Annotated in this window: 14 protein-coding genes; 5 read left to right on the top strand and 9 right to left on the bottom strand. The window is 69.4% G+C overall.

Features of this window, described 5'->3' with window-relative positions:
• Window positions 1-63 precede the first annotated feature (63 nt).
• The 3 genes from VXM69_RS36375 (at window position 64) to VXM69_RS36365 (ending at window position 1,467) form a co-directional block, all read left to right on the top strand.
• Window positions 64-537, top strand: coding sequence for a universal stress protein (locus VXM69_RS36375; protein ID WP_367190765.1), 474 nt, complete (start codon window positions 64-66; stop codon window positions 535-537).
• Between the two features lie 41 nt (window positions 538-578).
• Window positions 579-854, top strand: coding sequence for a DUF1488 domain-containing protein (locus tag VXM69_RS36370; RefSeq protein WP_034192175.1), 276 nt, complete (start codon window positions 579-581; stop codon window positions 852-854).
• Between the two features lie 178 nt (window positions 855-1,032).
• On the top strand, window positions 1,033-1,467 hold the full coding sequence (locus tag VXM69_RS36365; RefSeq protein ID WP_049030574.1) for an Hsp20/alpha crystallin family protein: 435 nt from the start codon (window positions 1,033-1,035) through the stop codon (window positions 1,465-1,467).
• Between the two features lie 104 nt (window positions 1,468-1,571).
• Here VXM69_RS36365 and VXM69_RS36360 read toward each other — a convergent pair whose 3' ends face one another.
• Entirely contained in the window at window positions 1,572-2,237 is a 666-nt protein-coding gene (locus tag VXM69_RS36360) for a nitroreductase family protein (protein ID WP_367190764.1), read from the bottom strand.
• A 230-nt stretch (window positions 2,238-2,467) separates the two neighbouring features.
• Here VXM69_RS36360 and VXM69_RS36355 point away from each other — a divergent pair, with 230 nt between their 5' ends.
• Complete coding sequence (locus VXM69_RS36355; protein ID WP_034192176.1) at window positions 2,468-3,118, top strand: BON domain-containing protein; 651 nt, start codon at window positions 2,468-2,470, stop codon at window positions 3,116-3,118.
• Between the two features lie 258 nt (window positions 3,119-3,376).
• Here the strand turns inward: VXM69_RS36355 and VXM69_RS36350 are convergent, their stop codons facing one another.
• The 5 genes from VXM69_RS36350 to VXM69_RS36330 all read right to left on the bottom strand — a co-directional run bounded on the left by VXM69_RS36350 (window position 3,377) and on the right by VXM69_RS36330 (window position 8,086).
• Window positions 3,377-5,143: a SulP family inorganic anion transporter gene (locus VXM69_RS36350; RefSeq protein WP_034192107.1), complete on the bottom strand. Its 1,767-nt coding sequence runs from the start codon at window positions 5,141-5,143 to the stop codon at window positions 3,377-3,379.
• 164 nt (window positions 5,144-5,307) lie between these two features.
• Window positions 5,308-5,499, bottom strand: a complete 192-nt coding sequence (locus VXM69_RS36345; protein WP_226193873.1) for a hypothetical protein — start codon at window positions 5,497-5,499, stop codon at window positions 5,308-5,310.
• Between the two features lie 173 nt (window positions 5,500-5,672).
• Window positions 5,673-6,701, bottom strand: coding sequence for an LOG family protein (locus VXM69_RS36340; protein WP_367190763.1), 1,029 nt, complete (start codon window positions 6,699-6,701; stop codon window positions 5,673-5,675).
• Window positions 6,702-6,723: 22 nt separating this feature from the next.
• Window positions 6,724-7,059, bottom strand: coding sequence for a c-type cytochrome (locus tag VXM69_RS36335; RefSeq protein WP_367190762.1), 336 nt, complete (start codon window positions 7,057-7,059; stop codon window positions 6,724-6,726).
• 19 nt (window positions 7,060-7,078) lie between these two features.
• The gene (locus VXM69_RS36330) at window positions 7,079-8,086 is read right to left on the bottom strand and encodes a nitroreductase family protein (protein ID WP_034192111.1); all 1,008 of its coding nucleotides are present in this window, start codon (window positions 8,084-8,086) and stop codon (window positions 7,079-7,081) included.
• Window positions 8,087-8,259: 173 nt separating this feature from the next.
• Between VXM69_RS36330 and VXM69_RS36325 the strand changes: the two genes are divergently transcribed.
• Complete coding sequence (locus VXM69_RS36325; protein ID WP_034192112.1) at window positions 8,260-9,249, top strand: zinc-dependent alcohol dehydrogenase family protein; 990 nt, start codon at window positions 8,260-8,262, stop codon at window positions 9,247-9,249.
• 25 nt (window positions 9,250-9,274) lie between these two features.
• Here VXM69_RS36325 and fnr read toward each other — a convergent pair whose 3' ends face one another.
• The 3 genes from fnr to VXM69_RS36310 form a co-directional block, all read right to left on the bottom strand.
• On the bottom strand, window positions 9,275-10,048 hold the full coding sequence (gene fnr, locus VXM69_RS36320) for a fumarate/nitrate reduction transcriptional regulator Fnr (protein ID WP_034192113.1): 774 nt from the start codon (window positions 10,046-10,048) through the stop codon (window positions 9,275-9,277).
• 410 nt (window positions 10,049-10,458) lie between these two features.
• Complete coding sequence (locus tag VXM69_RS36315) at window positions 10,459-11,106, bottom strand: response regulator transcription factor (RefSeq protein WP_034192114.1); 648 nt, start codon at window positions 11,104-11,106, stop codon at window positions 10,459-10,461.
• Window positions 11,103-13,091: a PAS domain S-box protein gene (locus tag VXM69_RS36310; protein ID WP_367190761.1), complete on the bottom strand. Its 1,989-nt coding sequence runs from the start codon at window positions 13,089-13,091 to the stop codon at window positions 11,103-11,105. The genes VXM69_RS36315 and VXM69_RS36310 overlap by 4 nt, the downstream gene beginning before the upstream one ends.
• Between the last annotated feature and the right edge of the window lie 28 nt (window positions 13,092-13,119).

Below are 13,119 nucleotides of genomic sequence, written 5' to 3'. Positions count from 1 at the left end.
GAGCGCCGATGATGGAAGCGAATTCGGACGCCGCTCGCGCGTCCGTTCCTCAGCGAGGCCCGCATGTACACGACGATCATGGTTGCGACGGATGGCAGTCCTACCGCTAATCAGGCGCTCGACGCAGGCCTGAGGATGGCCAAAGTATGCGGCGCCCGCCTGTTCGCCGTGTTCGTCGTCGACAAATCCGCGCTGCTCGCCTACCGCGGCCGCATCGAGCCGGAAGCCTTGCTCGACGAGATCCGGCGCCATGGCGCCGCGATCTTGCACGATGCCGACCGGACGATCGCGCTCGCGGCCGTCAACGGCGAGACGGACCTCGTCGAGACCGATTTCGGTCAGGATGTCGCGGCGCGCCTGCAGCGCTACGTCGTCGATCATTCGATCGATCTGGCCGTGGTCGGCACGCATGGTCGACGCGGTGTCCGGCGGCTGGTGCTCGGCAGCGTCGCCGAGCGCTTCCTCCGCGCATCGCGTTGCCCGGTCCTGCTCGTGCGCGGCGAGGATGCCGCGCACGCGACGGTCGCGGCGGCCTAGTACCGCCGTCGGCCCATGCGTTACCCGCCCAGGTGATCATCATGCAGATCTCGTTTCCTTCCGAACATCCGACGTATTGCGACCTCGATTCCGCACTGAGCTTTCCGGCGCTCGTCGAGGGCCGCCGCGTACGCTGCGCGATCACCGCGGCCGCGCTGGAAGATCATTTCCGCGCGGCATCTCCTCGCGAGCCGGACCTCGTCGACGCATTCGCACGCCATCGTCCCGCGATCGAGCGCGCCGCGCGCTGCCTGCTCGAGGAAATCGGCGGACGGCCGATCCTGCTCCACAGCGGCCATTTCCGGTTCTGCACGTAATCGGCCGCCGCCCTTGACGCGCATCAAGCGCGTGCCGGGGCGCGGAGGTACGCTGGAATTCGAAAGATCATTCGTCCCACGCGCGGCATTGGGTGCCGCGCCATCCGGTCTTCATCGCGGCCGCTGCTGTCGGGACGAGCGCACCGGCTGCACGTCATCCCTATGAGGAGTGCGAATCATGAGCAACATGACGCGTTACGATCCGTTTTCGATCGAACCCGTGGCCGATCTGTTCCAGGGTCTGTTCAGGCCGCTGCGCGGCATGACGCTGGCCGACGAGCCCGATCTCGCATCGATGAAGATCGACGTCACGGAAAACGACAAGGCGTACACGGTGAACGCGGAACTGCCCGGCGTCGCGAAGGACGACATCGACGTCCAGGTGACGGGCAACACCGTATCGATCCACGCGAAGATCGAGCGCAACAACGAGCAGAAGGACGGCGAGCGCGTGATCCGGCGCGAGCGCTACAGCGGTGCGATCAGCCGCTCGTTCTCGTTGTCCGGCGACATCGACGATGCGAACGCGAAGGCGACCTATCAGGATGGCGTGCTGTCGCTGACGCTGCCGAAGAAGGCGCCGGTCGGGCAGAAGAAACTCGCGATCAGCTGATCGGACGACGGGCAACGGGCGATGCGGGCACGCGTCGCCCATCGGGAGGATCCGGCGCGCGGAGCGATCCGCGCGCCGTCTGGCAGGCGCGGCCGCCTCCGCGCTCACGCATGCGAGGGCGCACTGCCGGTCCGATAGCCGACCGTCTGCGCGAGGATCGGCAACTCGTCCTCGTTCAGCCGCAGCGCGTCGGCGAGCGTGCGGTGATTGATCCAGCCGCGCACGACGGTGCCGAGGCCGGCCGCCGCGCAGTACAGCGAGACGTTCTGCGCGATGGCGCCGGCCGCGATTGCCGAGAACACGTCGCGTTGCCGGGGCGGCATGTCGAGTATCGCGGCCGTCCGGACGACGTAGACGAGATCCAGCGGCGCGCGGCCGACGAAGTCCTGATAGCCGGTCAGGTTGCGCGCATCGACGGCATGCTTGAGCACGAGCCGGTGCGCGGGCGCATCGTAACGATAGACGCCGCCAGGCAGCGCCACGTAGATGTCGATTTCGTTGAATGCGTGCGCGGACGGCGCGGTTCGGCCGCCGCTCGCCGGCCGGTTGATGCCGTCCGCCGCCCACAACAGGGTGCCGAGCGTCACCGGCGGGAGCGGCGCGGCGGCGAATTCGCGGGAACTCATGCGGGTCGCGAGCGCGGCCATCAGCGGCACGTCGTTGTCGAGCATCGGGCGCGGCAGGTCGATGATCTCCGGCGAGTCGCCCTCGGGCGACGCCGGCCGCGCGGCGGGCGCCGGCGAATAGGCCAACAGGTGCGGTGCGGTCATGCGAGTCTCCTTGAAGCGTGATTGCGCGTGCCTGGAACCTCGCGCATCGGCGATCTCACGATAAGGCGGCTGGGCCGTATCGGCTTGACTTCCGTCAAGCAGCGCACCGGCCGGCCACGACTTGCGGCGTGCGGCATCCGTTGACCTGCATCAGCGACCGGGCGCCCCGCGTGTGCAACGCTGACGACGTGCGGCGGACAGGCGCGCCGCGGCTCACAGGAGAGCAGACGATGAAAACCGACAAGCAGTTGAAGCAGGATGTCCAGGACGAACTGGAGTCCGACCCGTCGATCGATTCGACCCGCATCGGCGTCGAGGTGGCCGACCGGATCGTGACGCTTTCGGGTCATCCGCCGAGCTACGCGGAGAAGCTGGCGATCGAGCGTGCGGCGAACCGCGTGGGCGGCGTCAAGGCGCTCGTCGTCGACATGACCGTGCATCTGCCGGACGACGACGTGCGCACCGACGAGGACATCGCGAAAGCGGTGCGTTCGGTGCTGCACTGGACGGTCGGGCTGCACGACGACGCGGTCAAGGTGCAGGTCGAGCGCGGCTGGATCACGTTGTCGGGCAGGGTCGACTGGGCGTACCAGAGCCATCTGGCCGTGCGCGCGATCTCGCAGATGCGCAGCGTGACGGGCGTGACCGACCACATCGCGGTGCAGGGCACGGTCGGTTCGGACGACATCGGCGGCAACATCAAGCGCGCGATCATGCGTCACGCGGAGCGTGAGGCGAAGCACATCGCGATCGACGTGCACGACGGTACCGTGCGGCTGTCCGGCAAGGTCGGCTCGTTTTCCGAACGCAAGGCCGTGCGGGGTGCCGCGTGGTCCGCGCGCGGCGTGCGTGCCGTCGTCGACGACCTGGTGGTCGAGTAAGTCAGGCAGGCGGACGGGCGGTCCACGGCGATCCGGCAGGGTCGCCGGATGACGCTTTCAGGTGCACTTCACGAAACGGGCGGGGCGGTTGCGATCGAGACGGTCGCGGCCGCAACGGGCGGCTTCCGCTGCCGGCCCCACGTCACGCTCGAATCACCGGACGGTATCCGCGGGCGGACGTTCGAGCACGGTGGGACGCACGGGATCGAGCGCGAAGCCGCGACGGATTCGCTGCGCGCCCGGGTCGTCCGCGCCCGACTATTGCGTTTGCCGCGTCTTGCGCGAGACGCGCCGGTGCCGCGCGCGCTTTCTCCGGCAGGCACGCACATGTCGTTCCGGCTGCCGGACATGACGGGCGACCGCATCGGTCACGGTCGGAAAGAAGCTGGCCGCGCCGAATGCGTCGAACAGGCCGTAGGCGCGCAGGCGATCCTTCACCGGCCCCTTCATTTCCGCGAAATTCATCGCGATGCCGCGCTCCCCGAGTTCCTCGCGCAGCGCGACGAGCCGGTCCGCGGCGCTGACGTCGATGTCGGTGACGGGCTCGGCGGCGATCACGATTCGCGTGACCGGGCCGGCCGCTCGTGCGATCGCGGCATCCAGATGCTCGCAGAAGATCTCGACGTTCGCATAGAAGAGCGGCGCATCCCAGCGAAACAGCACGAGCCCCGGCGTTTGCACGGCGTCGGGATGCCGCGCGACGTCGTGATAGCCGCGCACGCCGGTCAGCCGGCCCAGCACCGCGTCGTACGGGTGCCAGGCCCGCCAGACGAACGACAGCAGCGACAGTGCACTGGCGAGCAGGATGCCTGGCACGACGCCCATGCCGATCACGCCGGCGAAGCACAGCATCGAGATCAGGCATTCTCCGCGGCGCATCCGGTACAGCCGGACGACGCCGCGGACGTCGGCGATGCCGAACGCCGCGTAGATCACGACCGCGGCCAGCGCGGTGCGCGGGACGAACGTCAGCAGCATCGGCGCGGCAACGAGCAGTATCGCGATGCACGCGGCGGCGACGACGTTCGTGACCTGGCTTTGCGCGCCCGCGGCGATCGCGACCGGCGTGCGGGACGCGCTGCTGCTGACCGCGCAGCCCTGCGTCACGCCGGCCAGCAGATTGGCCGCGCCCAGTGCGATCAGCTCTTGGTTGCGGTCCGGCGCATCGCCCGCCCGTACGGACAGCGCGCGCGACAGCATGCTGATGTCGGCGAACGACACCAGCGCGACGGCGATCGCGCCGGACGCGAGTGCGCCCACGTCGGCCAGCGAGACGGCCGGCAGGTGCGGGGCGGGCAGGCCGGCCGGCAACGCGCCGACCGTCGCGACGCCGTGCAACGGCGGCAGGCGAGCGACGAGCGTTGCCGCCAGCACGGCGACCAATATGCCGGGCCCGCGCGGCGTCACGCGTTTGATCAGGAAAATGGCTGCCAGCACCGCGGCGCCGAGCAGGCCGGCGGCGAGGGAAAAACGGCCGTCGGCGAAGGCGTGCGCGATGCGCGGCAAGCTGGACAACACGTCGCTGCCCGACACGGGCATGCCGAACAATTCGGGCAACCGCCCGACGACGAGCGCGATCGCGATGCCGTTCAGGTAACCGTACTGGATCGGGCGCGACAGCAGGTCGGTGACGAAACCGAGACCGAGCGCACCGAACAGGATGCAGATCGCGCCCGCCGACAGCGCCAGCGCGCCCGACAGCGCGATCGCGCGCTGCGGATCATGGGCGGCGAGCGGGGCGATGGCACCCGCGATCAGCGCCGCCAGCGCGGAATCGGGGCCGAGAACGAGGATCCGGCTCGGGCCGAGTAGCGCATAGGCGAGCAATGCGGCGATCGATGCATGGAGGCCCGTGATGGCGGGCAGCCCGGCTGCCTGCGCGTAGCTCATGCCGACCGGCACCAGGATGGCCGAAAGCGCAATTCCCGCGTACAGGTCGCGCGCGAGCCACGCGCGCCGATAGTGCGCGAGCAGCGCCACGCCCGGAAGCATGCGGGCAACCCTTCCGGAAAACGGGCGGTTCATCGCGGCTTCATCGGGACAAGGTCGGGGCGCAAGGGTTGCCGTGCCCCGACAGGCAGCCGTTCATTGAAAGGTGGCCGCTCTCGAACGGACGCGCGACACCGCGCGGCGACAGCGGCCGTCGCACCGGCGACGGCTGCCGATGCCCGCCGCCGCGATGCCGGGCATCACGCCGCCTTGAGCGCGGCAAGCTGCAGCGCCTGGGCGAAGCGGGCCAGCGTGGCGATCGATCCCGTCACGCTTTCGTACCGCTCGCGCCCGATCTGTCCGTCGAGTATCACCAGCATGCCGGCGTCCCGGGCGAGGGCGACGAGTGCCAGCGTGTCGAGCGCTGCCGTGTCGGACGCGGCAACCCGCATCCCCGAATCGGAACGATAGTCGGCGTTTGACATGACGTCTCTCCTGGTGGTTGCGCGATCGGCGTGCCGGTCGGCCGGTACCCGTGATTTCAGTATCGTTGCCGCGCGCCCGCGGTTCAATCAGCCTGCCCCGAAGTCGCGGTAGGAATCGCGCCCGTTCCGTCGGCCGATTCCTACACGGCACGTGGCGTCGAAGCCGCGTTGCAGCGTGCCGGCGCGCGTTCGCGCCGCCGCGCATACCAGCCGCCTATCGCTTGCCAGATCGTCGCGGCGGATTCGCAATACGTGAACAGTTCCAGGTCGCGACGGTCGATCATCCCTTCGTCGGCAAGAAACGCCAGGTCGATCGCGCGGCGCCAGTACGCCTCGCCGACGAGGATGACCGGCAGCGGCGCGATCTTTCGGGTCTGTAGCAAGGTCAGCACCTCGAACAGTTCGTCGAAGGTGCCGTAGCCGCCGGGGAAGAAGACGGCCGCTTTCGCGCGCTCGAGCAGGTGCAGCTTGCGGATCGCGAAATAGTGGAACCGGAAGCCGAGCGCCGGCGTGATGTACGGATTGGGTGCCTGTTCGCGCGGCAGCTCGATATTGAAGCCGATGCTCGGCGCGCCGCGTTCGTAGGCGCCGCGGTTGGCGGCCTCCATGATGCCGGGACCGCCGCCCGTGACGATGGCGAGGCGCGCGGTGCGCGTGCAGCGGTCGGCATGCGCGACGATGCGCCCGAATTCGCGCGCGACGCGGTAATACACGCTGTATTCGACGAGCCGGCTGGCGATCGTGACGGCGCGCCGCCGGCCCGCGTCGTACGGACGCTCCGCGAGCAGGCGATTCGCTTCGTCCAGCCGCGCCTTCGCGACCGACGGCGCGACGATGCGCGTGCTGCCGTAGATCACGACCGCATGGCCGATCCGCTCGTTTTGCAGCCGCTCCTCGGCTTTCCAGTAATCGAATTGCAGCCGGATGCCGCGCATGGCTGCGCCGTGCAGAAGGGCCGTGTCTTCGTCGGCCGGCGGGCGGTTCGGGGACGGGGCGCCGCGCCGCGGCCCACGCGGGGTGCGCCCGCCGGCGGCCTTGCCGACGACGGCCTCGGGCTTCGCGCGCGGCCGTTTGGCGCGGGCCTTCGCGAGCGTCGCGGCGGATGCGGGGCGGCGGCGTGCGCGGCCTCTTGCCATGCCGGCGGGCGCGCGTTTCACGAGGGTCGACATGAACGGAAGCGCCGCGCGCCGATCACTGGCTCAACACCCATTGCACGAGCTGATGCGCGTCGTCGGGAGACAGCGGCCCGCCGCGATCGACGGCGGACGGCATCGGCGTGTCGTCCCAATGCGCACGGCCGCCGACGCGCAGCTTGCGTTCCAGTTCCGCGGCGGCGTGCGGATCGCCGCGGTAGCGCTCGGCGATCTCGTGAAACGACGGCCCGAGGAACGTCATGTCGAGCGTATGGCAGAACATGCAGTGCTGCGCATTGACGAGTTCGGTCGGCTCGGGCACGGTCGTCTGCGCGGCGGCCGCGCCGGCCGCGACGGCGATCACGCAGAGGGCGGCGCAACGCATGACGTTCATGTTCGGTTCCTCGTCGAGGTCAGGTGAAGGAGATCACGTCGTCGAGCGGGCGACGCGGCGAATGCGGCGTATGCGGACCGCGCCCGACGCGCAGCAGCAACTGCGGCTCGCCGCGCAGCCCTAGCATGTGGCGCAGGTGGGCACGCAGGCCGGCCGTCTCGATCGGCTGGTTCAGGTACGACGCGGTATAACCCGCGCGCGTCGCGACGAGCAGGATGCGCTCGAGCGCCTGGCCGGCGGCGAGCCACGCTTCGCGATCGTCGCGCACGGTCGCGATGCACACGATCAGCGGCGACGCACCGACGAGCTGGTGATGCAGCGCGGCGAGCCCATTGCCGAGATCGAAGGTCCGTACCGCCATCGTCACGACGGGCGCGGCGAAGTCCAGCAACGACGGCACGCCGGCCGCGAAGGCCGGCATGCCGTCGACGTGCCGGCGCGGATCGATCCAGCTCGCCAGCTCGCGGCGAAAGCGCGGGTCCGCGAACTGCTGACGGTCGGCCTCGGCCACCAGCTCGGCGACGCGCGCGCGATGCGCGATCGAGTCGACGCACGCGACGTCGGCACCTTCCGCGACGCCCGCCGCGATCAGCGCCTGCTGGATCTCGTCCGGCACGGCCGTCGATTCGAACGGCGCGCGCGTGGTGACGCGCTCCGGAATCGCATCGAACAGCGCGCCGAGCGACGCATCGGAATAACCGTCGTCGCAGACCCGGACGAGTGCCAGGAGATCGGGATCGACTTCGGACGGAAACGTGCGGATCGTATGGGCGAGCCCGGCGTGATTGAGCGCGACTCGCAGGTTGAGCAACGCCGCGCCGCAGCTCATGATCAACTCGCGATCGAACGGATCGACCACCGGCAGCGCGCGGACGCGGTCGGCGCAGACCGACATCGTGGTGCCGTTGACCAGGAAGCGCCACGGCTGGGAATTATGGCTGGACGGCGCCAGCACCGCGTAGCCCAGCAGCTCCCTCAGTTGCTGGTCGGGATGGGCGCTTGCGGCAAGCGGGGGAACGGATATCATCGATCATCTCCTGGTTGCCGCGCGGGCGGCGTCATGCCACTTCATCGTGTCAGCAACCGACCGGCGGCCGTTGACCCACGTCAAGCCCCCGTCATCGGGCGAGCCGCGCGCGTTGCGGTGCGGCTACGCTTGGAATGCGAAACGCGCGAGACCGATCGCGCAGGGAGGGGAGCATGCTCGCGATGATGTTTGACGGCACGACGCCGCACTTGCGCGAAGCGCGCGTGCCGGATCCGACGCCCGCGCCGGGCCAGCTGCTGATCGACGTGCACGCATGCGGCGTGTGCCGGACGGATCTTCACGTCGTCGACGGCGAGCTCGCGCATCCGAAGCTGCCGCTGATTCCGGGGCACGAAATCGTCGGAACGGTGCGCGCGATGGGTGCGGGCGTGACGGGCTTCGCGGTGGGCGACCGCGTGGGTGTTCCGTGGCTCGGCTCGACGTGCGGGCATTGCGCGTATTGCACGTCCGGCCGCGAGAACCTGTGCGACACCGCCGGATTCACCGGCTATACGATCGACGGCGGCTACGCCGAGCGTGCGGCCGCCGATCACCGGTATTGCGTGCATCTGCCGCGGCGCTATGCCGACCTGGAAGCCGCGCCGCTCCTGTGCGCGGGCCTGATCGGCTACCGAACCTTGCGCATGGCGGGCGACGCGCGCCGCATCGGCATCTATGGCTTCGGTGCGGCGGCGCATCTCGTCGCGCAGGTCGCGCATGGCGAAGGACGCGAGGTGTTCGCGCTGACGAAGCCCGGCGACACGGACGCGCAGCAGCTCGCGCTGTCGCTGGGCGCCGCATGGGCCGCCGGCAGCGACGAAACGCCGCCGGAGCCGCTCGATGCGGCGCTGATCTTCGCGCCGGTGGGCGCGCTGGTGCCGGCCGCGCTGCGCGCGGTCGACAAAGGCGGGATCGTCGTGTGCGGCGGCATTCACATGAGCGACATCCCGGCCTTTCCGTACGCGTGGCTGTGGGGCGAACGCCGCATCGCGTCGGTGGCCAACCTGACCCGTGCGGACGCAGTCGAATTCATGCGGGTCGCCGCCGCGATGCCGCTGCGGGTCGAGGCAGTGCGCTACGCGCTGACCGACGCGAACCGCGCACTCGACGACCTGCGCGGCGGACGCGTATCGGGCGCCGCCGTGCTGGGCATGCGCGGCTGATCCGCCCGACGGCGCCGCGGCGCGCTCAGATTTGCCGCAGGCCTTCCGAATCGACGATCCGGATCTGCTTGCCCTGCGCCGCGACGAGCCCCTTGTGCTGGAATTTCGACAGCATGCGGCTGACCGTTTCGAGCTTCATGCCGAGGTATTCGCCGATCTCGTCGCGCGTCATCCGCAGCACGAATTCCGCGGCCGAGTAGCCGCGCGCCTTGAAGCGCGCGGAAAGATTGAGCAGGAACGCGGCCACCCGCTGCTCGGCGCTCATCGTGCCGAGCAGCAGCATCTGGGACGATTCGCGCACGATCTCGCCGCCCATCATCTGGTACACGTGATGCTGCATCGGCCGCACTTCGCGGCACAGCTGCTCGAGCTGGCCGAACGGGATGATGCAGACCGTGCTGTCCTCGAGCGCGACCGCGTCGCCGTTGTGATGCCCGGTGTGCACGCCATCGAGCCCGAGCGATTCGCCGACGATCTGGAAGCCGGTGATCTGCTCGTCGCCGTCGCGATGCATCATGATGGTCTTGAACGACCCGGTCCGCACCGCATAGATGCTGGTGAAGGCGTCCCCCGCGCGAAACAGCGTTTCGCCGCGCCGGACGTGGCGCGTCGTGCAGATCATCGCGTCGACGCGCGCGAAATCGTCGGGAGAAAGATCGGGCGGCATGCAGACGGTACGCAACGCGCATGTCGAACAGCGGGACGCGGCGCGCTTGGGCTGATCCGCCGGCTCGACGGAGCGCAGCGGGATGAACGGGCGTAACGGCATGGTCGTCGGGACTTCGGCACTGCTCTGCATGATCGGCTCCTGTTCGGCGGCAGCGGCGGTTCGCCGTCGGGCGGGATCGCGCTGGCCGTTGTAGCGGCGGTCTTGGTGTCTGCCGCCTTCGTGTCGGGAAAGCCCGCCGGACGCGCCGGAGACCGCTACGCCGGTCTCGTCGATGATGCTGCCCTGGCTCCGGGAGGCACGTTTGCTCGTTTTTCTTGATGCGAAGTATGGAGGTTGCGCGGCGTCAAGAAAATCAGCCGGAATTGAAGTTGCGGTAGGGGAGAGGGAAGCCTTGTAGGACGTTTCCTACAGCGCTGCGGCATCTTGTCGCGAGCGTCGCCGGCGTGCGCCGGACACGGACGGCGGGCGGCGCTTCGCCGCGCCGATGCGTCCGGCCCCTTCGCGCGGGGAAGCGGCCGTGCCCGATGCCGCCGTCGGCGTCACAGCTCGTCCGGGTCCTCGAACAGCTTGTGGCGCATCGCGTAGCGGACGAGTGCCGTGTCGTTCGGCATCTGCATCTTCTCGAGGATCCGCGTCTTGTACGTGCTGACGGTCTTGACGCTGACGCAGAGCGCCTGCGCGATCTCGGAAATCGACTCGCCGGTGGTGACGCGCCGGAACACGTCGAACTCGCGGTCGGACAGGCGCTGGTGCGGCAGGAGATCGGTCGGCTCGTTCAGGCTCTGCGCGAACTGCTCGGCCATGGTCAGGCTGACATAGACGCCGCCGGCCGCGATCTTGGTCAGGGCGGCGACCAGTTCGGCGCTGGCACTTTCCTTGGTCATGTAGCCCGAGGCGCCCGCGCGGAATGCCCGCACCGCGTACTGCTGCTCGGCATGCATCGTCAGCACGAGGATATGCAATCCCGGCTTCTCGTCCTTGATCTGCTTGATGAGCTCGACCCCGTTGCGGCCGGGCATCGACAGGTCGAGCACCAGCACGTTGGCGTCCGTGCCGCGCATGAGCGCGATCGTCGACGCACTGTCCTGCGCTTCGCCGACGACCTCGAACCCGCTCGCGCTCTGCAGGATGTGCCGAAGACCGTCCCTGACGAGTGCGTGGTCGTCGGCGATGAGTACCCTGATCATGACCGCATTTCTCCTTGCTCGATGGCGTGCAGCGGCAGCGCCACGGTGATCGTGAATCCCTTGCCCGGCTGGCTGTCGATCGTCACCGTGCCGTCGAGCATGTGCGCGCGCTCGCGGATGCCGATCAGGCCGAACGACGGACGGTCCTGCGCATCGCGGGGGGGCGCCGGCGCGCCGTGACCGTTGTCCGCGATGCGCAGCACGCAATAACCGTCTTCCGCTTTCAACGACAGTTTCACGTTCGTCGCGTCCGAGTGCCGCGCGACGTTGGTCAGCGCCTCCTGCACGATGCGGAACAGCGTGGTCGCTCCCGCGCCGGTGAATGCGATGTCGCCGGGGGCGATGTCCCGGTCGACCGTGATTCTGTAGCGGCGCGTGAAATCGTTCGCCAGCCAGTCGATCGCCGGGACGAGGCCCAGGTCGTCGAGCATCACCGGCCGCAGATCGGCCGCGATGCGCCGGAGCGACGCAACGGTCGAATCGATCAGGCGGTGCATGCCGCCCAGTTGCTCGCGCACGCCGGGGTTGGGCGCGACGACGCCCGCGAGCCCCAGTTCGACGGCCGACAGATCCATCTTGAGCGCGGTGAGTTGCTGGCCGAGGTCGTCGTGTAGTTCGCGCGCGATCCGCGTCTTCTCTTCCTCGCGCACGTTCTGCAGGTTGGCGGACAGGTCGCGCAGTTCCTCGCGCGACTGCTTGAGGGCGTTTTCCGCGCGCACCCGCTCGGTCACGTCGCGCAGCATGACCGTGTACAGCTTGCCGGTGCCGTCGCGAATCTGCGAGATCGACGCCTCGATCGGAAACTCGGTGCCGTCGCCGCGCAAGCCGAACAGCACGCGTTGCCGGCCCATCTGGCGCTCCGACACGCCGGTCACGCCGAATTGCTCGACGTGTCGCGCATGCGCGGCGCGAAAGCGCTCGGGGATGAAACGCGACAGCGGCGCACCGACCGCCTCCATCGCGGAGACGCCGAACACGCGCTCCGCGGCCGGGTTGAAGATCACGATCGTCTGGCTTTCGTCGACGGTGATGATGGCCTCCATTGACGAGCGGATGATGCCCATCATCCGGGCCTCGGTGGGCTGGCTGTCGCCGGCGGGCGCCGGCGTTCGGTTCGCGACGGCCTGCCGCACGAGCGCGGCCAGCGTCAGCGACAGTACGATGCCCGCCAGCAGCACGGCCGTCGCGGCCGCGTCCGTCGCGGCGCGCGGCGCGCTGTAGTGGAGCGAGAGCGGCGTGCCGCCGAACGTCAGCGCGTCGGTCCGCTCGAACGTCGCGCCGGCGTCGAATGCGTCGCTTCCGCCGAAACCGCCCGAATACACGGGCGCCGCGGGATGGTCGGCCAGGATTTCCAGGCGCAGCCGTTCGAGCAGGGACGGATCGACGAGACGAGCCGGATTCAGCGCCGCATACACGTACCCGGCCGCCGTTGCGTGCCGCGCGCCGGGCGACGTGCGGTCTTCACCCTGTGCATCGATCGGCAAGTACAGCGTCAGTTCGGTCCGGGCGATCGCCGCATCGGTGCCGTCCTGAATGGCGTTCGCGGCGAGCGCGACCTTGCCGGTTTCCGCCGCCCGCTGCAGCGCCTGCCGGGTCGGCTGATCGTTGTTCGCCAGGCTCGGCTCGATTCGCCCGATGCTGCGGACCGGCGACTGCAACCCGTCCAGATCGAGACCGGCGAGATACCGGCGCCACGCGCCGCCGTCCGGCGGCGCGGGCAGTGCCGACGCGAATTCCCGGGCGCCGCGCAGGACGACGGCGGCAGCGAGGAAGCTGCGGCGGAGGTCGGCTGTCGCGCGCGTCGCGGTTTGCGCGAAGCGTGCCTGGGCGGCTTGCTCCGCCCGATGCTGCAGCAGCCGGGATGCGGCAAACGAGGCGGCCACGCCGAGCACCAGCGTCAGCAGCACGGCAACGGTCGCATATCGGCTGGGTCGAATCGGCTGCGAAGCCGGTCCGGCCCGGAAGGGGGGCGCATTCACGGTCATTGCCGTTCATCCTGACGGATTTCGTCGA

Source organism: Burkholderia sp. Ed8 (genome assembly GCF_040761425.1).
In the GTDB taxonomy this organism is placed as follows: Bacteria; Pseudomonadota; Gammaproteobacteria; order Burkholderiales; family Burkholderiaceae; genus Burkholderia; species Burkholderia seminalis.
Note: the sequence above shows the minus strand (reverse complement) of the source record. Positions and strands in the feature narration are given on the sequence as shown.